We start from the raw sequence: 21,469 nt of genomic DNA on the forward strand, positions 1-21,469 counted from the left end.
GCAAAAAATCAGTCATATTCTATTAGGACAACGACATAGAATCATAATGTCATAGCTCGTATTAGTTTTATGAGTCGAGGCAGATCAGGAGGGGATCTTTTGGAAAAAGTCGATATTTTCAAAGATATTTCCAAACGGACGAATGGAGATATTTATCTGGGTGTTGTCGGGGCGGTCCGTACAGGTAAATCAACCTTCATCAAGAAATTCATGGAATTGGTGGTTCTACCACAAATGGCTAATGAAGCCGATCGAGAGCGGGCAATGGATGAACTCCCACAAAGCGCAGCTGGAAAAACCATCATGACGACAGAACCGAAGTTTGTACCTAACCAGGCGGTATCGGTAGAAGTAGAAGAAGGATTAGATGTTAATGTCAGGCTGGTTGATTGCGTCGGATATGCAGTCAGCGGAGCGGTGGGGTACGAGGATGAAAATGGACCTCGAATGATCAATACTCCTTGGTATGAAGAGGCTATCCCTTTCCATGAGGCAGCTGAAATCGGAACTAGAAAAGTCATTCAGGATCATTCCACAATCGGCGTAGTGGTTACCACTGATGGAACAATCGGTGAAATTGAACGAAGGGATTATGTAGAAGCAGAAGAGCGGATCGTCGAGGAAATGAAGGAAGTCGGGAAACCATTTATCATGATTGTCAATTCAGTCCAGCCTTATCATAAGGACACAGAAATCTTACGAGATCAACTGAGTGAGAAATATGATATTCCAGTACTCGCTTTATCTGTAGAAGGGATGCGGGAAGATGATGTCAATAGCGTCCTGAGGGAAGCACTTTATGAATTCCCTGTGCTCGAAGTAAACGTCAACCTCCCTAGCTGGGTAATGGTTTTGGAAGAAGGGCACTGGCTTCGGAACAACTTCCAATCCGCGATTGAAGAAACGGTTCAAGATATTAAGCGTCTCCGTGATGTCAGCCGTGTCGTCGGAAACTTCGATGACTATGAATATATTTCGAGGGCGAATTTATCAGGTATGGAGCTGGGTGAAGGAGTAGCTGAAATTGACTTGCAGGCTCCTGATCAATTGTATGATGTAGTATTAAAAGAGATTGTTGGTGAAGAGATTCGGGGTAAGGATCATTTGCTGCAAATCATGCAGGACTTTTCTCACGCTAAAAGAGAATATGATCAAGTAGCGGAAGCGTTGAATATGGTGAAACAGACCGGGTACGGAATTGCGGCTCCTACATTACATGATATGGCACTTGAGGAACCTGAAATTATCCGGCAAGGTTCGCGGTTCGGTGTGAGACTGAAGGCAGTCGCGCCATCGATACACATGGTAAAAGTCGATGTGCACTCTGAGTTTTCTCCAATTATTGGTACCGAAAAACAAAGTGAAGAACTGGTTAGGTACTTGATGCAAGACTTTGAGGAAGATCCATTGTCGATTTGGAATTCCGACATTTTTGGCCGGTCACTCAGCTCAATCGTGCGAGAAGGAATCCAGGCGAAATTGTCTTTGATGCCGGAAAATGCAAGATACAAATTAAAAGAGACATTGGAAAGAATCATCAACGAAGGTTCAGGCGGAATGATAGCAATCATACTATAACGGCTCTTGAAAGGGCCGTTTTTTTATGTGCTTTAAAATATTTTTTCATTTTTGCAGGAGAAAGGAAGCGATATGTCGTAATACCGAAGAGAGCCTTTATTAAAAACCGCATAAACCTTGCCATACCAATGGTTGCGCGTTTCTTGCATCCTGTTTTTGAATATGGTACGCTTCTTGTACCGTAACGGTGCAGAACCGACAGAAATTGCGGTATTAAGCGGTTTTAGTGCAACTCTCTATTGAATTTCACTGAAATCTCGTTTAATATAAGGCATGTCATCAAATCAATGATGACCGCTTGTTCAAATTAAATGTTCCAGGGCTTCCGAAGTGGAAAGCCTTGTGAATGGATTATCGCCCGAGAGGAGGTGAATATCATGAACAAGACAGATCTAATCAACACTGTTTCTGAAAAAGCTGATCTTTCTAAAAAAGATGCTACAAAAGCAGTTGATTCTGTATTTGAATCAATCATGGATTCACTTAAAGATGGTGACAAAGTACAATTGATTGGTTTCGGGAACTTTGAAGTACGCGAGCGTGCTGCCCGTAAAGGCCGTAACCCGCAAACTGGTGAAGAAATCGAAATTTCTGCCAGCAAAGTCCCAGCATTTAAACCAGGTAAAGCCCTTAAGGATGCTGTTAAGTAATCTCCTACATAGGGCAAGTGGAAAAGGGTGCCATTTGCGCACCCTTTTTTTCATTTTATAAAAAATTATTAAATGGTTACATATGAATATGTACGAGTGAGCTGCCTCCAGCCTCTGCGCCTATCCCTGCTGGGTCTTGGGAGTCAACCCTCTCTATGGTGAAAAGCACCATGGTAGGTCACAACAAGGCGCCCATACGCTTTGGATGGTATTAATTATGTTTAAAAGACTCACAATAGTACGAGTTATTGCAAAACGGCATGATTGACATTCTTTGCAATGTAAGCGATATTAAATTTACAGAATAAGGGGAGTGGATGGATATGGATCTGAAAGGTAACGATTTTTTTGTCATTAAAGCATTGGAAGACGGCGTAAATGTGATCGGTTTAACAAGAGGGACAGACACCCGTTTCCATCATTCAGAAAAGCTGGATAAGGATGAAGTGATGATCGCCCAGTTCACGGAACATACCTCTGCGGTTAAAATAAGAGGGAAAGCTCTAATCCAGACCAGTCATGGAGAAGTAACGAACGAAACAGAGTAACGATTGATGTTTCCTGTCGCTCATACATAACACAGGCAATCCTAAATAAAATATGCTATAATACTGTGTTGTAAACGTCTTTCAGAAAGGACTCAGGTGATCCAGGTGAGTAAAGAAGAACTTGAACTGCAGACATTAAAACAAAAAATAATCGCTAAAGTTCGCCATCCTTTTTTAACGAAGTTCATTCCAGAACCTGTCATCGATGAGGACAAGTTAGTACTGTTGGCGTCTATCATGGATGACACCAATTTGCCGGATGTAAAAAAAGAACAATATATCATCACGACCATGCTTGTTCAAGTCGCACTCGATACCCATGACCTAGTGACGTTGACAGACGAAGATGAGGAGCGGGAAACTGTACGAAACAGGCAGCTGACCGTATTGGCGGGGGATTATTACAGCGGAATGTATTATTACCTGCTATCACAATTAGATGATATACCCATGATTCATACACTAGCCTCGGCGATCAAAGATATCAACGAGCAGAAAATGGAATTGTATTATAAAGATGTGGATTCTTTTCAGGAATTCATGAATGGTCTTAGAGATATAGAGTCATTACTGATTCAGCGTGTGGCTTCTTACGTACAGCAGGCAGGCATCAATGATGTTGCAGGAGAATGGCTGCTGACTAAAAAATTATTAGATGAAAAGAAAAACATCCAACAGCATGGTTTCTCTCCATTGTTTGACTTGCTGCTTAAAAGTCCGACGACTAACACTAATTATGCACAAATCATGACCACAGTAGAGAATATGATACAAAAAAATATCAATCGTCTGGAATTGACGCTTTCGCAGCTGCCATTACATTTCAATCTGTTGAAGTCGTACGTCCATACGACATTGAGCGATCACCAATATACGAAACAATTTGCAGAAGAGGGATAATAGATGCAACAGACAAAGGAAGAACGCGTGCATCATGTATTTGAAAAAATCTATCAGCGTTACGATGTGATGAATTCAGTTATTTCTTTTCAACGGCACAAAGCCTGGCGTAAAGATGTCATGAATAGAATCAACGTAAAGTCTGGGGACCAGGCGCTGGATGTTTGCTGCGGTACAGGGGACTGGACAGTAGCATTAGCGGAGGAAGTAGGCCAGGAAGGCAAAGTGATTGGCCTTGACTTCAGTCATAATATGCTTTCAGTCGGTATCAAAAAGAAATTGTCATCTGGTTTGAGTCAAATGGAGTTTGAGCATGGAAATGCAATGGCTCTCCCATTTGAAGATAACAGTTTCGATTATGTAACCATTGGTTTCGGGTTACGGAATGTACCAGATTATCTTCAAGTATTGAAAGAGATGACTAGAGTAGTGAAACCTGGCGGTAAAGTCATCTGTCTTGAAACCTCCCAGCCCACTATGCCAGGATTCAGGCAAGGTTATTATGCTTACTTCAAATATATCATGCCTGCATTCGGTAAATTATTTGCTAAAAGCTATCAGGAGTATAGCTGGCTGCATGAATCTGCCAAAGACTTTCCAGGTAAAGAAGAATTGAAGCAGATGTTTGAGAAGGCTGGTTTGCGTAATGTCAAAGTCAAGTCATATACCGGCGGTGTCGCTGCGATGCATATGGGAGAGAAATTATCATAACATAAGGGTGGCCACCATGAAGTTAGCTATGATCTATTCTTTTTTAAAACAGGATTTAGCAAAAATCGAAGATTCTATCAATAATACGATACAAGCACAGCATCCCGTTTTACGTGAAGCATCCACCCAATTATTAGCTGCAGGAGGGAAACGGATCCGTCCTGTTTTTGTTTTATTGGGCGGAAAGTTTGGAAACTATCAACTGGACCGCATGGAAGCAGTAGCCGTATCGTTGGAGCTGATTCATATGGCCTCACTGGTACACGATGATGTTGTCGATAACGCTGAGCTTAGAAGGGGTCAGCCGACGATAAAGGCGAAGTGGGATAATCGTATTGCCATGTATACAGGCGATTACATATTTGCAAGATCGTTGGAATCTCTGTCTGCACTGGAAGATCCAAGAGCACATCAAGTGCTTGCGAAGACAATGGTAGAATTATGTCTTGGGGAAATAGAGCAGGTTAAAGATAAATACCGGTTAGAACAGAATTTGCGTGCCTATCTGCTAAGGATCAAACGGAAAACGGCGCTCTTGATCGCTGCCAGCTGTCAGCTTGGAGCAATCGCTTCCCAGGCCCCGCTTCAGTATGAACGAGCGTTGTACAGGTACGGTTATTTTGTAGGGATGTCCTACCAGATCATCGACGATGTGCTGGATTTTACTGCGTCAGAAGAAGAATTAGGTAAGCCCTCCGGAAGTGATCTATTACAAGGGAACATCACATTGCCAGTGCTCTATGCCATGGAGGATAACATGATTGCTTCTGAACTCTATGAATTGTTCCAGAGTGATACAGAGAACTTGACACCTGAAGACTTGGCTCCCGTAATCAGGAAAATCAAAGCCAGTGATGCCATTGATCGTTCTTTAAAAATCAGTGAACGCTATTTACAAAAAGCTTATCAGGCACTAGAGGTACTTCCACCAGGCCGTGCGAAGCAGACTTTACGTGGAATCGCAAAATATATCGGAAAAAGAAAGTCTTAACAGATTGCCACCAGGGAGAGAATCTGTTAAAATTTTCTTCGGTACTATTTTTAAGCGCTTACACACAAATACATAATCAATGAGGTGTTATTATGGAAAAAACTTTTTTAATGGTTAAACCAGATGGAGTACAACGTAATCTAGTAGGAGAAATCGTTTCTCGTTTCGAGAATAAAGGTTTCAAGCTCGCTGGGGCAAAATTGATGATTATCCCTGCGGAGCTTGCAGAAAAGCATTATGGAGAACATAAGGACAAGCCTTTCTTTGGTGAATTGGTGGATTTCATAACTTCCGGACCAGTTTTCGCAATGGTTTGGGAAGGCGAAAATGTGATTGCTACTGCACGTCAAATGATGGGCAGCACGAAACCACAAGATGCGCTTCCTGGTACAATTCGCGGTGACTTCGGTGTGACTGTCGGTAAAAACGTCATACATGGTTCCGATTCTCCGGAAAGTGCTGAGCGTGAAATCGGACTGTTTTTCGAGGAAGATAAAGTGTTATCGTACGACAAGAACGATCAAAACTGGGTTTATTAATCTGCTTATCAGAACCGTTCTCTAGATTTGAGAACGGTTTTTTCTTTAGAGAACGACCCTCTGAAAAATATACGGGTTGATTTTACATATAAGCTTCCTTTGATTGAAGACTCAGTTTCGAGACTTTAGGTAGCAATTATGGAGGCTGGGAAAAAGGATCGCTTTCCATGGGCATGTGGTGAGCTTCCTCAGGCTTCGCCTTGCGGGATCTCACCTATCATGTTGATCCCATAGGAGTCTCACCGTTTTCCCAGCCACCATATGATTGTCAGAATCTCGAAACGCCTATCAAGAATAGTGGGCTTTTGAACCGAAAGTACGATCAATCCGTGATTGTGATAGGATTTCACTCAAAAATTAGAAAAGGACATTCAAGGGCGATTTCGATAACCTTTTGTGGCAAGGGGCGTAGGGGAACTGCAAGACTTCTGTGGGAAATGCGTGTTAGATGAGACCCCACAGAGCGTCAGCTCGAGGAGGCTCATCACTCGCCCACGGAAAGCGAGTTGTTCCCCAACGCCCTTCCCCTCTTACAATATCTCGAAATCAAGTCTTCAACTTTTCGGCCATATTTTGGTATAAGCCTTTTACACAATATTAACTAGATCGTTTAACAGAGCCTAGAATGAAAGTCGGGGAAAGGGAAGAAGCCATGAGCGAGGAATATAGCAAATTCATTGCTGCAATCAAGAGTAAAACAGGAATCGATTTGTCTCTTTATAAAGAAGCGCAGATGAAACGCCGTTTAATCTCTTTGCGTAACAAACGTGGATATAGTGATTTTGAAGATTATTTTAAAGTCCTGACCAGGGATCAGGGTTTAATGGAGGAATTCCTCGACCGCATGACCATCAATGTGTCCGAATTTTTTCGTAATCCTGCCCGCTGGGAAGTATTTGAGAAAAAGGTCGTTCCACAACTGCTGCAAACAAAGCGGAGTATTAAAGTTTGGAGTGCTGCCTGTTCGACAGGGGAAGAGCCTTATACGCTGGCTATCCTTTTAAGTAAATACTTACCGTTAGAACGAGTGGAGATTCTTGCCACCGACTTAGATGAGAATGCCCTGATTAGAGCCAGGACAGGTCTATACCCTGGGCGAGCCTTAAAAGAAGTCCCTGACACCGTCCTGCAAAAACATTTTAAATTGGAAAATGGATTATATAAAATTGATGATTCTATTAAGCGGGCGGTACACTTCAAAAAACATAACCTTCTATCGGATTCCTATGCTAAGAATTTTGATTTGATCGTCTGTCGAAATGTACTTATTTATTTTACAGAGGATGCTAAACGGATGATTTACCAGAAAATAAGAAGTTCGCTTTGTGTACAAGGATTTTTTTTCGTAGGAAGCACCGAGCAGATCTTCAGCCCAAAACAATACGGGCTATATACGTTTGATTCATTCTTTTATCAAAGACTCAGTTAAATCTCAGGTTTGATTTTTCAGTTTAAGCTCGTTTATCCAGCATAATCAGTTTCCCTTCCCGGTACAAAAGATGTACCGGGATTTTTGTCTCTATGACAGTTATTTAATGCTTTGACGCTTTTATGTTTTAACCTATTAAAAAATTTATTGCACACAAGCTTGATAAGATATGATATAGTAGAACATAAAATTTATACTATGGAGGGACGTCCATGCGCTATTTGACTGCTGGAGAATCACACGGAAAACAACTTACTACAATAATTGAAGGAATACCTTCTCATTTACCATTATTGAATGACCAAATAAATGAATCCCTATTGCGGCGTCAGGGAGGCTACGGTCGTGGGCGTCGCATGCAAATTGAGAAAGATCTGGTAGAAATAACTGCAGGTGTCCGACATGGCTATACGCTGGGATCGCCTATCTCTCTCGTCATCAACAATGATGATTTCAAACATTGGAGAAATATAATGGGGGAAAGCCCTATACCAGAAGATGAAGAGGTCCGTCGGACAATATCCCGTCCACGGCCAGGTCATGCTGATCTGAATGGCGGAATGAAATACGGACACAGAGACCTGCGTAATGTACTGGAACGTTCATCCGCGCGTGAAACAGCTGCCCGAGTAGCGGCGGGGGCTGTTGCTAAAGTATTACTTAAAGAACTAGGCATCACTGTTGGTGCTTATGTTCGTGAAATTGCAGGTATTGTGAGCAGCTTTGATGAATCCATGTCATTAAAAGAACGAGTAGATATAGCAGAAGCTTCTCCGGTAAGGACGTTAGATAAAAAAGCGGAGAAAGAAATGATGGAAGCGATCGACCAGGCGAAAAAAGAAGGGGATTCTATAGGCGGAGTAGTAGAGGTATACGTGGAAGGCATGCCTCCAGGTGTTGGCTCCTATGTGCAATATGATCGTAAACTCGACAGCCGTATAGCCGGCAGTGTGGTAAGCATCAATGCTTTCAAAGGGGTGGAATTCGGCATTGGCTTTGAAGCAGCGAGACGGAATGGCAGCGAGGTACATGATGAAATTGCCTGGGAAGAATCACAAGGCTATTACCGGAAGACAAATCGTCTTGGGGGATTTGAAGGTGGCATGACAACTGGTATGCCTTTAATTGTTAAAGGTGTAATGAAGCCGATTCCTACCTTATATAAACCGCTTCAAAGTGTCGACATTGAGACCAAAGAGCCTTTTGCTGCCAGTATCGAACGATCAGATTCATGCGCTGTTCCGGCAGCGGGTGTAGTGATGGAACATGTCGTAGCGTTTGAGCTTGCACGTGCGATGATGGAACAATTTCCAGGGGATTACTTTCCTCGTATGAAACAAGCAGTGGATGCTTACAGAGAAGAGGTAAGGAGATTTTAATATGAAGGAATTATCGATACAGGCCAGCAATCACCTATATAAAGTTCATATCGGCAGCGGACTGCGCCATTCGATTGGCAGCCTTATTAAAGGCAGTTATCCTCAAATCCTTATCATTACAGACAGTGAAGTAGCTCCACTTTATCTTGAGGATGTCAAACAGTCATTCTCCGAAGGAAGAGTAGATACAGCTGTTATCCCAGCGGGTGAACAATCCAAGTGCATGCATCAGTATGAACAATTACTGACAGCATGTATCGAAAATGGTCTGGATCGCAATTCCCTGGTCGTTGCTCTCGGGGGCGGTGTAGTGGGGGATCTGGCAGGCTTTGTTGCTGCTACTTATATGCGGGGAATTGATTATATCCAAGTCCCTACGACGATACTTGCCCATGACAGCAGCGTCGGTGGCAAGGTTGCCATTAATCATGAGCAAGGTAAAAATATGATTGGCTGCTTTTATAGTCCAACGCAAGTGCTTTATGACATCGAGACACTGCGCACATTACCTTTTTACGAAATACGCTCAGGTTATGCAGAAATAGTCAAACATGGCTGTTTGGATAATCCGGGATTGTTTAAAGATGTAATTTCGAGAAAACTTACCAGTGATATCCAAGAGGAGGTATTAATAGACCATCTCTTGCAAGGAATAGCAATCAAATCTGCAATCGTAGAACAGGATGAAAAGGAAAAAGGTGTCAGAAAATATTTGAATTTGGGCCATACTCTTGGTCATGCAATAGAATCAGAAGCAGGTTATGGAAGGTTGACACATGGCGAAGCAGTGGCAATAGGTTTATTGTTTGCGATGTATGTGAGTAGAGAAAAGTTAGGGGCGGATATGCCAATCACAGAGTTATATGACTGGCTGGAACAACATGGATACCCGCTTGATGCTTTAAAGTCCTTAAATTCCAGTCATTTGATAGCCCGTATGAAAAAAGATAAAAAATCATCAGCGGGAATTGTGAATATGGTGTTATTACAGAAACTCGGGGAGCCGACTATGATGGAGTTCCAAGACCAGGAGTTGAACGATTTATTAAATCATTTCCAAGAAGAGGTGATGAGCTGATGATCAGGGGGATCAGAGGAGCAACCACAGTAGAGAACAATGATAAAGAAGAAATAATCGAGCGTGCCTATGAAATGATGGTCGATTTGATTTCTGCCAACCAGGTTGAAGCAGAAGCAGTCGTTTCAGTTTTATTTTCTGCCACTGTCGATTTGAATCAAGCGTTTCCGGCAAAATCGCTTCGTCAGATCGAAGGGTGGACTTATGTACCTGTGATGTGTATGAGGGAAATTGAAGTCCCTGATGCGCTTCCTAAATGCATTAGAGTTATGGTAACCGTACAAACCGAGCGTAATCAAGATCAAGTAGAACATATTTATCATTACGGCGCGAAAAAATTACGCCCTGATTTGCAAGAGTCGAAAGGAGAATTGTCATGAAAGCAAAAGAAATCTTGAAAACGATGCAGCCATATAAACCTGGGAAGCAAATTGAAGAAGTAAAAAAAGAATATGGGTTGAAAGAAATCGTCAAGTTAGCTTCCAATGAAAACCCATTTGGCTTTTCTCCTCAGGTGAAAAAGGAGTTGCCTGGACTGATTTCAGGCTTAGAAAAATATCCGGATGGCTATGCCGCAGAGCTGCGAAGAATTCTGAGCGACAAGCTGGACGTAAATGAAACGCAACTGATATTTGGAAATGGATCAGATGAAATCGTCCAGATCATTTGCCGTACGTATTTAGAAGCAGGCACGAATACAGTGATGGCTACGCCTACTTTTCCTCAATACAAACATAATGCATTGATAGAAGGAGCCGAAATTCGTGAGGTCCCTGTAATCGATGGCTATCATGATTTAGATCGAATGCTGGAAGCCATCGATGACCATACCCGGGTCGTATGGCTCTGTACTCCAAATAATCCAACAGGATCTCATATTGCAGCTCCTGATATGGAGAAATTTCTGGAACATTGTCCGGATGATGTCTTAGTAGTAGTTGATGAAGCTTACTATGAGTACATGGATGCTTCCGATTATTATGATGCGGTGGCAGGAGTAGAAGAACACCCAAACCTCATTGTTTTACGGACGTTCTCGAAAGCCTACGGATTGGCCGGCCTGAGAATTGGTTATGGAATAGCTCGTACAGAGGTCATTCACCAGCTTGATCCAGCGCGAGAACCTTTTAATACTTCTACTATCGCTCAAGCTGCAGCGATCATCGCTTTAGAAGATAAGAAGTTTTTGAATGAGTCAATTACACGTAACAAAGATAACCGAAAAGCGATGATGGATTTCTGTGATGAACAGGAATTAGGCTATTTTGATTCACAGGCAAACTTTTTGTTAATTAATCTACCGGTAAGTGGAGACGAATTGTTTGAGCACTTACTAAGTAAGGGATTCATTGTGCGTTCTGGGGAAGCGCTGGGAATATCGAACAGTATCCGGTTGACAATTGGCAGCAAGGAAGTAATGGAGCAAATCCAGCAGGAAATCAGCCATTTTTTATCTTCTAATAAAACAGGTGTGAAAAAGTGAAAGAGAAAGTAATGGTAGCGGGACTCGGATTGATTGGCGGATCGTTGGCTATGAGTATCAAGTCCCGCCAGCAATTTCACGTCCTTGGGTTTGATACTCAGGAAGAAACGAATAAATTAGCGTTGGAAAAAGGTGCTGTCGATGAAATTTGTACGGATTTCATTGCTGGTGTCGAGCAGGCGGATATACTGATTCTTGCTACTCCGATCCCCATTACGCTGCAGTACATCAAGCAGTTGAATGACATGACTTTAAGGAAAAAATTAGTGGTAACGGATGTTTCATCTGTAAAAGGTAATGTGATGAAACAGTCAGCAGAAATCACCAATCGGGCTCTCGCTTTCATTGGAGGGCATCCGATGGCGGGGTCCCATAAACAGGGGATACAGGCAGCCAAAGCTCACTTGTTCGAAAATGCCATTTATGTTCTCACCCCCTCTGAGGATGCAGCGCTTGAAGATGTAGAAAGGCTTAAGGAAGTCCTAGCACCTACCAAGGCCAGGTTTTTAGTTTTTTCTACGGAGGAGCATGATGAGATGACAGCAGTCATTTCCCATTTCCCTCACCTGATTGCTTCTTCTCTCGTCCATCAGGCGCGTAACTGGCAGGAGACCCATCCTTACTTAGAAGATCTAGCTGCTGGAGGTTTCCGGGACATTACGAGGATTGCATCCAGCAACCCTATATTATGGAAAGATATCTTTCTGCAAAACAGACCGATATTGATTTCCATGCTGGAAGACTGGATCAGGGAAATGGAGCAGGTTAAATCCTTGTTAAATGAGAGCAACGGTGAAGCCACAGAAGAATATCTGATGCAAGCGAAACAATATCGTGATGGTTTGCCGGTTAAAAAACGTGGAGCCATTCCGTCATTTTATGATATCTATGTGGATATTCATGATCAGCCCGGTGCACTTTTGCATGTAATCGGACACCTGGCCGACAAAGACATATCAATCAAAAATATAGAAATCCTTGAAGTACGGGAAGGGATAACCGGAGTACTCCGGATAAGCTTTCAAAGTAGTAAAGAACAAAAAGAAAGTAAACGTGTATTAGAAGATCGTAATTATGAGGTAACGATCGAAGATTAGGAGGAAATAGCCGTGAATGAAATTACATTATCCCCTCTTGACCACGCAATAGCTGCGAAAATGACGGTGCCTGGAGACAAGTCGATTTCCCATCGTGCTGTGATTTTTTCATCTTTAGCAAAAGGGACCTCCCATGTTTCTAACTTTTTAGCAGGTGAGGATTGTATGCGAACGATTCAGGTTTTTCGGGAGTTAGGAGTGGAAATTGAACAATCAAGTACAGAACTGGTCATAAAGAGTGAAGGTATAGCTTCTTTGAAAGAGGCGGAACGACCAGTATATTTTGGGAATTCCGGTACTACGGCTCGCCTTGTGACGGGTGTATTGGCTGCTCTTCCTTTATTTACTACTTGTTATGGCGATGACTCTTTAGCGAAGCGGCCGATGGATCGTATTGTACTTCCATTGCAACAAATGGGCGCAAAGATAGACGGAAGATGTGAAGGCAGCTATCTTCCTCTGGCGATCCATGGAACAAGCCTACAGGGTATTACCTATGATATGCCGGTAAAAAGCGCACAAGTTAAATCAGCCATATTGCTTGCGGGTATGCTCAGTTCAGGTGAAACGACCATTATCGAACAAGTGAAAACAAGGGATCATACCGAGCAGATGCTTCCCCAATTCGGGGTCGATTTGACGGTAAAGGACAGGAAAGTGACCATCCAGGGAGGGCAGGAGCCTGTACCGGCTGACTTGACTGTGCCTGGTGATATTTCCTCTGCTGCGTTCTTCCTGGCGGCAGCTGCCATTGTCCCTGATAGCCATATCACTATCAAAGATGTCGGATTAAATCCTACAAGAACTGGATTGATCAAGGCATTGGAAATGATGGGCGCAGATATCCTGGTAAAAGAAACGAGAAGAATAGGAGGAGAACCTGTCGGCAATGTGGAAATAAAATACAAAGAGTTGTCAGGTGCTCATATTGAAGGTGAGCTTATTCCTTCTTTGATTGATGAACTACCTATTCTTGCATTGGTAGCTACGCAAGCGAATGGTAAAACGATAATCGGGGATGCCGGTGAATTACGTGTTAAAGAAACAGACAGGATTGCTGCTGTAGCACAAGTGCTTACCAGTTTCGGAGCCGAAGTAGAAGAAAAACAAGATGGGCTGATCATTCAGGGTAAGTCATCATTGAAAGGTACCGTGGTGGATTCCTATATGGACCATCGGATCGGTATGATGATTGCCATTGCATCATTGATAGCAGAAGGGAAAACGGTCTTGACTAACGGACAATGCATCGATATATCCTATCCTGGATTTTTCAAAGACTTGGAATCGCTGAAAAAATAACATAGTTAATCATACAACTGGTCAAGCTCTCATACCTTATAAAAAGCCTGTCGGAGGTGGACAAGTATGGGAGCTTACTATTTTTATCAACGGACTTGGCATAGAGATGAATGGATGAATAAAGAAGTACTGGTAGAAGACGATCGCTTTGTTAGGAAGTTCCTTGCTGCATCACGTCCGATGGAGTTGAATGTTGATGCATTCCACATTACTCCAGGATATGTCATGGTAGATGTGGCATCCCCTTTATATCCATCTGCAGAAAAAATGACGCTCAGCTTTGATTACCTAAAACGAGGCTGTACTTTACTGATTGTACAGCTGCCGATCAAAACTTCTCATCTATTCAAGGAAAAATATGAATCTTTTTGCAGTATGCTTGCTGGACTGCCTCTGGATTATATGGTTACCCCTGTCGTTGCGCCTCGCTTGTTGACACCCGCTATGGTACGATACTTCGGTATGGAAAAGGTTCCGTTTATTTTGTTCGATGGTACAGATGATAAAGAATATGAGGATGTGGCGTGGGAATGGCTTGCTCAAGCTCAAAGTTACTCCAGGATTCCCATTGCACCCCTTGTTTCTCCACAGCAGGATAATCATCATAAAATATATACAGGGTGGGATAAAATCGTTGAGCATTGTGATATGATTACCTTGAATGACCCTGTAACGGATCATCCATTAACCAGTCAAAACCTCCGAAGAGCAGGTATTTATCCTTATAAAGGAGAATTGGTACCTGGAGGACAAGCGGATTTCAACATGCATTTGCATAATGGAGCCACACTGATTGATGATCCAGCGGAAATCAGTTACCATGGGTCTGTTCCTGATATAACTATCAAGGATGGGAAAGTGGTTCAGGTACATCAGCAGATCATAAATGAAAAGATAACAGGAATGCACAGAAAAGTTTCAATACCCATGCATTTTGTATAGATGAGAAAGGATGTCCATATGGAGGAAATACACCAAGCTGTCCGGCTAATGGAAGCAAACCGGACTGATGAAGCATTGAAAACCTTACAATCCTATTTGCCTGAAGCAGATGAAGAAGAGCGTTTTACCATCGCAGAGTTGTATATCCAATGGGGGATGTTGGAAGAAGCGAAGATGATTCTCAAGGAATTAAGTCAGCGTTATCCTAAAGAAAATGAATTGAAGATTATGTTGTCAGAAATTCATATTGATTTGGAAGAAGATGAGGAAGCGATTGATCTCTTAAATCAATTCGGACCGGAAGATGAAGATTACCTGCCCTCATTGATGCAGCTTGCTGATCTATATCAATCGCAAGGGTTATTTGAAGTAGCTGAACAAAAGCTGCTGGCAGCTAAACAAGCGGCTCCAAATGAAGCGGTCATTGATTTCGCATTAGGAGAACTTTCCTTTTCTAATGGGGAATACAATAAAAGCATCCCTTTCTATGAGAATGCTTTTAACCGCGAACCCGTCATCGGGGATGTCGAAGTAGCAGCAAGACTGGCAGAAGCCTATGCGGCGACTGGTGATTTTGAACAGTCGCTCGCTCATTTTCAAAGAGTCGAGGAAGAAAATGCCGATGTCAAATTCAGGTATGGATTTGTCGCTTTTCAGGCGAACCGTAATGATATAGCCATAAAGGTCTGGGAGGATCTTGTGGAAAGAGACCCTTATTATCAATCTGTTTACCCTTTGCTTGCTCAGGCGTATGAAAGTGAAGGGATGATAGAAGAAGCTTATCAGATGACGCAAAGCGGTCTTGCAAAAGATGAATTCAATAAAGAGCTTTATCACTTAGCTGGCACGCTTGCCCATAGACAAGGAAAGAAAGAAGAAGCCTATCAATCCATGAAAGAAGCCGTCAGTTTAGATCCAGGTTATAAGGAAGCGATTTTATTCTTAATTGAGAATTATAAAAAAGATGAAGATTATGAAGCTATCATCGATCTTTTAGAGCATTTGCTGGACCTTGGCGAAGTTGACCCGAATTACTACTGGGAACTTGCAAAAGCGTATGAGACAGAAGAACAATATTCTGATGCTATAAAACATTATGAAGTCGCATATAATTCCTTTAAAGAAGATAGTGCATTTTTGAAAGAATATGGCTATTTCTTAGTCGAAGAAGGGAGGACGCAAGAAGCCGGGCGTGTATTCAGGGAGTATTTGACAATTGAACCTACTGACAGTGACATAGAGGATTTCGTTCATCGTTTGGAGAATCGTGAAGAGGATATCACGTAATACGATGTGGGAGGGGTGTAAATGGAAACACCTATATCCGTTCAAGATAAAAAAGATTTTGTCCGGTGGTTTTTGAATCATTATCAATTGAAAAAAAGAGAAAGTGTCTGGATTTTGAATTATTTGATCAACCATGAAGCGATACTGCAGCATGCCCATTTTGTCGATGAAGTCGAGTTTTGCCCAAGAGGGATTCTTATCAGCGCTCAAGGCGTGAAAGCTCCCCCGTTCCGATTCTATAAAGACAAGGTGATGACGACGGATGCGGAGAAATCATTCCATGATATCAGACTTAACCAGGAAGACCCACTCTATATCCAGTTGAACTTTGATCAAGCCAATCAATCTGCCAGATACGCAGCAGTATTAGAAGAAAATCCATATGTGCCATTAAATCACTACCTGACAGCCAAAGATAAAAAGCTTGCAGGGAGGCTATTGGATATAAGTTTGCTCGAACATCAGAAACAGCAGTTAGAACGTGATATTGATGAAGCACTGGACAATGGCGATAAACAGACATTCAAGCGGGTATCCACGTTGTTGCAAAAAGTGAAACAGGAATTAGCCGAAATAGCAGATAAATAAAAACTGGATCTTTTTATAGATTCAGTTTTTTATTTGCTTCTTTTTTAGTAAAATAAGACATATTGGAAAGGATAGTGATTAATAATGCGATGGAATCAAGATGATATTTCTCTATATGCCGAATCCAAAGAATATATTGACACGATGATTATTCCTTTGATTCCTTTTGATGTACAAAAGGACGAGCTCATGAAAAAACAAGCTTTTCAAAAAGAATTATTAAAACTATTTGCCAGTGAAGTAGAAAAGGAGTATAAAGGCCGTATTCTGCTGGCGCCGGAATATTATTACATATCAGGCAGCCACGAGGAAGAAGTGGACCGTATCAATCAATGGGTCAGGCAAATATCTAATTTACCATTTAATCACATTTTCTTATTTACATTAGATATGAATTGGAGAAAGTTAAGTAAAGATCTACAAGCGGAAGTGGTGTGGCTGCCGGGACTTCAATCCGGTAACCTGCAAAGTTCAGAGGTGCAATCGTTCATCAAAGAACAAGTCAGCCAAATTGCAGAGATGATAAGGTCTTATTGGTGATTACAATTTTTTTTCATTTACAAGATAATTTATTGACCGGACTATTAGTTTGCGCTATCATGGTAATGTCCTAGTAAACTGTGTGTAAAATATCCATGAAGTATGGATTACAGCATAGAGGGGGGAAAAAAATGAGCGATAAAAAACAAGTATCCCGACGTCAATTCTTGAACTACTCATTGACTGGAGTAGGCGGATTTATGGCAGCAGGAATGCTTGCTCCAATGGTTCGTTTCGCTATCGATCCAGTATTGAAACCGTCAGCTGCGGGTAAATTCAAAGCTGTTGCGGAAGAAAGCGAACTTACTAATGAACCGAAGCGATTCACCTGGAAAATCAATCAGAAAGATGGTTGGTATGAATCAGAAGTCGAAAAAAGTGCCTGGGTTTACAAAAATGAGAACGGCGAAATCGTAGCCCTTTCTCCCATTTGTACGCACTTGGGCTGCACCGTGGACTGGGGTTCGAACGAGGAATATCCAAACGAATTCTATTGTCCATGCCACGGCGGCCGTTACAAGAAAAACGGGGTGAACATCCCCAATACTCCACCGACTGCTCCATTACCTTTGTATGAGCATAAAGTGGAAGAAGGCATGCTTTATCTTGGCCAAGCCAAATCAAGAGGAAGTGGGGTTTAATCATGTTACAGAAGATTTATGATTGGGTCGACGAAAGGATGGACATCACCCCTTTATGGCGTGATATCGCCGACCATGAAGTTCCTGAACATGTCAATCCCGCCCATCATTTCTCTGCATTTGTTTATTGTTTTGGCGGTTTGACATTTTTTGTTACAGTCATCCAAGTATTATCCGGTATGTTTTTGACGATGTATTATGTCCCTGACATTGAAAATGCATGGGAATCAGTCTACTATTTGCAAAAAGAAGTGGCACACGGCCAAATTGTCCGTGGGATGCACCATTGGGGCGCCAGTTTAGTAATCGTAATGTTGTTCCTACATACCTTACGTGTATTTTTCCAGGGAGCCTATAAGAAGCCTCGTGAATTGAACTGGATTGTCGGAGTATTGTTATTCTTCGTCATGCTGGGACTAGGTTTCACAGGTTACCTGCTGCCTTGGGACAACAAAGCTTATTTCGCTACACAAGTTGGTTTAGAAATTGCTGCAGCCACACCATTCATTGGGGATCAGATCCGTACGCTGCTAGCAGGTGATCCGAGTATAGTCGGAGCGCAGACATTGACGCGTTTCTTCGCTATTCACGTGTTTTTCCTACCTGCCGCATTATTCGGTTTGATGGGGGCTCACTTTATCATGATCCGTAAACAAGGTATTTCTGGACCACTATAAGATGACAGCTTTTGTGAAAAGGAGGGAACGCTGTGCATAGGGGTAAAGGCATGAAGTTCGTCGGAGATTCTCGTATTCCGGCGGAACGTAAACCGAACATACCTAAAGACTATTCTGAATATCCGGGCCGTACGGAAGCCTTTTGGCCTAACTTCCTTTTAAAGGAATGGTTAGTTGGGGCAGTTTTCTTAATCGGATTTCTTATTGTAACAGCTGCACATCCATCACCATTGGAACAGCAGGCTGATCCGACGAATGCTTCTTATATTCCGTTGCCGGACTGGTATTTCTTATTCTTATATCAATTTTTGAAATATGAATTTGCAGGTGGTAACTATATCGTGCTTGGTGCGATTGTTATGCCTGGCCTGGCATTTGGTGCATTACTGCTGGCTCCGTTCTTAGACAAAGGGCCGGACCGCCATCCGACTAAACGCCCGATTGCGACTGGGCTGATGCTGCTAGGCTTTATTGCAACATTCTGGCTTACTTATGAGTCTGTCTCTCACGTCGATTATGAGCAACGTTCAGAACAATACGGCGTTAAAGAAGAGGGAGAAGGCCCTGAAATTAATACCGAAGATCCAGGTTATGCTGTCTATGAACAGAACTGTTTGAGCTGTCACGGGGATGCATTACAAGGACAGGGAAGTAACCCATCTCTACTCAAAACGGAAAAATCTGTAGAAGAGATAAAAAAGATTGCTCAGGAAGGTATCGGCAATATGCCTGCTGGTATGTTCAATGGCTCTGATGAAGAATTAGAGCAACTGGCTCAATTCATTGCTAATGCCGGCGAAGGAGAAGGCTCTGGAGAAGGCGAGAGTGAAGGTGGATCGGGTCATTAAAAGAAACAGAAACAAGCCGCGCTATGTGTTAGCGCGGCTTATCTTATATCATGGACATTATTTTTTCCATCAGGACTGAGGTGGCGTCTTTGTTTTACAACATATTAACCAATCGAACCTTTATATGGTTGCTGTTTTTAATTAATTTAGCCGGCTCTGTTTATGGTTACATATGGTATGGATTTCAACTGGAACAGACAGAGCCGATCTATTTGATATTTGTTCCGGATAGTCCTACCGCAAGTCTGTTTTTCACTATTTTTTTATTACTGACGTTTTTCGGGAAAAAAGCACCGTATGTCGGAAGCCTCGCGATGGTTACCTTATTCAAATATGGGATATGGGCAGTGGTAATGAATATCCTTACTTTAATGGTAGAAGGTTCTCTGCATTGGACAGGGTATATGCTTATAATTTCCCATGGAGCGATGGCCCTTCAAGGGTTGCTATACGCACCCTTTTATCAGATGAAATTAAGGCATTTGGCTGTAGCTGGAGTATGGACGCTACATAATGATGTCATTGATTATGTTTTTGAGCAAATGCCTATATATGGACCTTTGATGGACTATCTCAATCCAATTGGATATTTCACTTTCTGGCTGAGTATTGTCAGTATTGGCTTAGCATACGTACTAGCCGTCCGCCCAAGGTTAAAGAAAAGCTACGATTATTGAAGGTCTAATCTTGTCCTCCTTCTCATAAAATGGTTAGAGAACCTAGAGAAGAGGTGGGCATCATGTTACGTAAGTCGTCGACCGTAGGTCTGTTATTCATTTTGTCATGTATTCTTTTTACGCCAGTGCAGGCTGCCGCCCCTAATACCATTCCTGAATTTTTGGACGAGTATTATGAAGCGGTCAACAAGGGCGATTTGACTCTTTCCCATAATTTACTTCGCTATAATGAGGAAAGATTGGAAAACTATATGAAGGAAAATCATCCAGATCGCATGGATCAATACAATGAGATGAAAAAGAGTGCCCTGGGAAGTCAGGCTGACATAGATTCGGTACTATATGGCCATCTGGAATTGGTTTTATGGCTTGATGCACTGGTGCATCCTGATCCTCGTTTCTTCAATAAGGAAAAGGACGAGTTGGTAAAAAGGATCGAACGTTATCATAACAGTATCGAACCGGATTCACCGGTGGCTCTGTCTGAAATCAGGCAATTTTGGGACAGTGTGCTGCCGGCAGCAGCACTGACATACGAGGATGGTTTTTTCCAACAATTCAATCATCATTATAAGCTCTTGACACAAGCAGAAAATCCCGAAGAAATCGCACGTATCTTAAGCCTTTCTATAGAAATGATGCAGGCAAGTCAGGATGAGGGTGGAATTCGCCTGGACGCTCTTCTTTGGACTATAATTATCGTTGGTGGCTGTATCATCCTGACACTTTCCTATGTTGGTTTTCGAAAGTATCAAGCAGAGAAGAAAGAAAAAACATCACGTCTTCATAAAAGAAAACCAAACAGTTGACCTTTTTCTGACAATTGACTAATATTAACCTATAGAAACATTACAACTTTGATGGAGGAATGGAAATGGGTTTAGGATCCTATTTGATTTATGTCGCCCTTTTGATGATAATTCCGCTTTGGGCACAATCACGAGTGAAAAGTACGTATAAAAAATATTCCAAAGTTGCTACTTCATCCTATATGACAGGCGCACAAGTAGCCAGGAAGATTTTAGATGATAATGGACTTTATGATGTAACAATCGAAGAGACCAGGGGCATGTTATCCGATCATTATGATCCACGTAAGAAAGTGGTTCGTCTATCCTCTGATAACTATCATGGCCATTCGATGGCTGCCTCGGCAGTTGCAGCACATGAGGTTGGACATGCCATACAGGATGCTCAGGACTATGCCTTTTTACGGTTGCGTTCAGCGTTGGTGCCTGTGGCAAGCTTCGGCTCAAATATATCCATCTTCTTGATTATTGGTGGAATTTTAATAAATATGAGCGGTCTGTTGTTATTAGGAATTGTATTCTTTGCGGCAGCTGTATTGTTCCAGCTGATCACGCTTCCAGTTGAATTCGATGCTTCCAACAGAGCCATGGCGCAGATGGTTTCAACAGGGGTTATCACAAATAATGAAGAACGCCCTACCAAGAAGGTTTTGAACGCAGCTGCCTTGACTTATGTGGCAGCAGCATTAGTTGCTTTAGCAGAATTAATTCGTTTCCTTCTGATGTTTTTCGCTATGAATGAAGACTGATTTAACTATTGAAGTACTAAACCCGG

The 21,469-nt window shown here is 42.2% G+C and carries 25 protein-coding genes; all 25 read left to right on the top strand.

Features of this window, described 5'->3' with window-relative positions:
* The first annotated feature begins 99 nt into the window (after positions 1 to 99).
* The 25 genes from spoIVA (at position 100) to BLV00_RS09250 (ending at position 21,443) form a co-directional block, all read left to right on the top strand.
* On the top strand, positions 100 to 1,578 hold the full coding sequence (gene spoIVA, locus BLV00_RS09135; protein WP_093044669.1) for a stage IV sporulation protein A: 1,479 nt from the start codon (positions 100 to 102) through the stop codon (positions 1,576 to 1,578).
* 117 nt (positions 1,579 to 1,695) lie between these two features.
* Positions 1,696 to 1,821, top strand: coding sequence for a hypothetical protein (locus tag BLV00_RS22540; protein ID WP_281243003.1), 126 nt, complete (start codon positions 1,696 to 1,698; stop codon positions 1,819 to 1,821).
* A 134-nt stretch (positions 1,822 to 1,955) separates the two neighbouring features.
* Positions 1,956 to 2,228: an HU family DNA-binding protein gene (locus BLV00_RS09140; RefSeq protein WP_037985717.1), complete on the top strand. Its 273-nt coding sequence runs from the start codon at positions 1,956 to 1,958 to the stop codon at positions 2,226 to 2,228.
* Between the two features lie 323 nt (positions 2,229 to 2,551).
* Entirely contained in the window at positions 2,552 to 2,776 is a 225-nt protein-coding gene (mtrB, locus tag BLV00_RS09145) for a trp RNA-binding attenuation protein MtrB (protein WP_028783039.1), read from the top strand.
* Positions 2,777 to 2,881: 105 nt separating this feature from the next.
* A complete protein-coding gene (locus BLV00_RS09150) occupies positions 2,882 to 3,676 on the top strand; it encodes a heptaprenyl diphosphate synthase component 1 (protein WP_245728914.1) in 795 nt (264 codons plus the stop codon).
* A gap of 3 nt (positions 3,677 to 3,679) precedes the next feature.
* A complete protein-coding gene (locus tag BLV00_RS09155) occupies positions 3,680 to 4,387 on the top strand; it encodes a demethylmenaquinone methyltransferase (protein ID WP_093044673.1) in 708 nt (235 codons plus the stop codon).
* Positions 4,388 to 4,403: 16 nt separating this feature from the next.
* Positions 4,404 to 5,378 carry a heptaprenyl diphosphate synthase component II gene (hepT, locus tag BLV00_RS09160; protein WP_093044675.1) on the top strand — a complete coding sequence of 325 codons (975 nt, stop codon included), beginning with the start codon at positions 4,404 to 4,406 and terminating at the stop codon, positions 5,376 to 5,378.
* A 92-nt stretch (positions 5,379 to 5,470) separates the two neighbouring features.
* Positions 5,471 to 5,917, top strand: coding sequence for a nucleoside-diphosphate kinase (ndk, locus tag BLV00_RS09165; RefSeq protein ID WP_093044677.1), 447 nt, complete (start codon positions 5,471 to 5,473; stop codon positions 5,915 to 5,917).
* Between the two features lie 625 nt (positions 5,918 to 6,542).
* The gene (locus tag BLV00_RS09170; RefSeq protein WP_425441663.1) at positions 6,543 to 7,346 is read left to right on the top strand and encodes a CheR family methyltransferase; all 804 of its coding nucleotides are present in this window, start codon (positions 6,543 to 6,545) and stop codon (positions 7,344 to 7,346) included.
* Positions 7,347 to 7,558: 212 nt separating this feature from the next.
* On the top strand, positions 7,559 to 8,725 hold the full coding sequence (aroC, locus tag BLV00_RS09175; RefSeq protein ID WP_093044679.1) for a chorismate synthase: 1,167 nt from the start codon (positions 7,559 to 7,561) through the stop codon (positions 8,723 to 8,725).
* A gap of 1 nt (position 8,726) precedes the next feature.
* The gene (gene aroB / locus BLV00_RS09180; protein ID WP_093044681.1) at positions 8,727 to 9,803 is read left to right on the top strand and encodes a 3-dehydroquinate synthase; all 1,077 of its coding nucleotides are present in this window, start codon (positions 8,727 to 8,729) and stop codon (positions 9,801 to 9,803) included.
* A complete protein-coding gene (aroH, locus tag BLV00_RS09185) occupies positions 9,803 to 10,183 on the top strand; it encodes a chorismate mutase (RefSeq protein WP_093044683.1) in 381 nt (126 codons plus the stop codon). The genes aroB and aroH overlap by 1 nt, the downstream gene beginning before the upstream one ends.
* Positions 10,180 to 11,286 carry a histidinol-phosphate transaminase gene (gene hisC / locus BLV00_RS09190; RefSeq protein ID WP_093044685.1) on the top strand — a complete coding sequence of 369 codons (1,107 nt, stop codon included), beginning with the start codon at positions 10,180 to 10,182 and terminating at the stop codon, positions 11,284 to 11,286. Before aroH ends, hisC begins: the two co-directional genes overlap by 4 nt.
* A complete protein-coding gene (locus BLV00_RS09195; protein ID WP_176791433.1) occupies positions 11,283 to 12,383 on the top strand; it encodes a prephenate dehydrogenase in 1,101 nt (366 codons plus the stop codon). The genes hisC and BLV00_RS09195 overlap by 4 nt, the downstream gene beginning before the upstream one ends.
* A gap of 12 nt (positions 12,384 to 12,395) precedes the next feature.
* On the top strand, positions 12,396 to 13,685 hold the full coding sequence (gene aroA, locus BLV00_RS09200) for a 3-phosphoshikimate 1-carboxyvinyltransferase (protein ID WP_093044686.1): 1,290 nt from the start codon (positions 12,396 to 12,398) through the stop codon (positions 13,683 to 13,685).
* A 66-nt stretch (positions 13,686 to 13,751) separates the two neighbouring features.
* On the top strand, positions 13,752 to 14,627 hold the full coding sequence (locus BLV00_RS09205) for a hypothetical protein (RefSeq protein WP_093044687.1): 876 nt from the start codon (positions 13,752 to 13,754) through the stop codon (positions 14,625 to 14,627).
* 18 nt (positions 14,628 to 14,645) lie between these two features.
* A complete protein-coding gene (locus tag BLV00_RS09210) occupies positions 14,646 to 15,914 on the top strand; it encodes a tetratricopeptide repeat protein (protein WP_093044688.1) in 1,269 nt (422 codons plus the stop codon).
* A gap of 21 nt (positions 15,915 to 15,935) precedes the next feature.
* A complete protein-coding gene (locus BLV00_RS09215) occupies positions 15,936 to 16,502 on the top strand; it encodes a ReoY family proteolytic degradation factor (RefSeq protein WP_093044689.1) in 567 nt (188 codons plus the stop codon).
* Between the two features lie 84 nt (positions 16,503 to 16,586).
* On the top strand, positions 16,587 to 17,042 hold the full coding sequence (locus tag BLV00_RS09220; RefSeq protein WP_093044690.1) for a DUF2487 family protein: 456 nt from the start codon (positions 16,587 to 16,589) through the stop codon (positions 17,040 to 17,042).
* 131 nt (positions 17,043 to 17,173) lie between these two features.
* Positions 17,174 to 17,683, top strand: coding sequence for a QcrA and Rieske domain-containing protein (locus tag BLV00_RS09225; protein ID WP_093044691.1), 510 nt, complete (start codon positions 17,174 to 17,176; stop codon positions 17,681 to 17,683).
* 2 nt (positions 17,684 to 17,685) lie between these two features.
* Positions 17,686 to 18,360: a menaquinol-cytochrome c reductase cytochrome b subunit gene (gene qcrB, locus BLV00_RS09230; protein ID WP_093044692.1), complete on the top strand. Its 675-nt coding sequence runs from the start codon at positions 17,686 to 17,688 to the stop codon at positions 18,358 to 18,360.
* Positions 18,361 to 18,392: 32 nt separating this feature from the next.
* Positions 18,393 to 19,208, top strand: coding sequence for a menaquinol-cytochrome c reductase cytochrome b/c subunit (locus tag BLV00_RS09235; protein ID WP_093044693.1), 816 nt, complete (start codon positions 18,393 to 18,395; stop codon positions 19,206 to 19,208).
* A gap of 50 nt (positions 19,209 to 19,258) precedes the next feature.
* Positions 19,259 to 19,885, top strand: coding sequence for a lipoprotein heptaprenylglyceryl N-acetyltransferase LhaT (lhaT, locus tag BLV00_RS09240; RefSeq protein ID WP_093044694.1), 627 nt, complete (start codon positions 19,259 to 19,261; stop codon positions 19,883 to 19,885).
* 62 nt (positions 19,886 to 19,947) lie between these two features.
* Positions 19,948 to 20,694: a sporulation protein YpjB gene (locus BLV00_RS09245; RefSeq protein ID WP_176791435.1), complete on the top strand. Its 747-nt coding sequence runs from the start codon at positions 19,948 to 19,950 to the stop codon at positions 20,692 to 20,694.
* Between the two features lie 65 nt (positions 20,695 to 20,759).
* A complete protein-coding gene (locus tag BLV00_RS09250; protein ID WP_093044696.1) occupies positions 20,760 to 21,443 on the top strand; it encodes a zinc metallopeptidase in 684 nt (227 codons plus the stop codon).
* Positions 21,444 to 21,469: the final 26 nt, after the last annotated feature.

Source organism: Thalassobacillus cyri (genome assembly GCF_900107755.1).
GTDB classification, from domain to species: domain Bacteria; phylum Bacillota; class Bacilli; order Bacillales; family Halobacillaceae; genus Thalassobacillus; species Thalassobacillus cyri.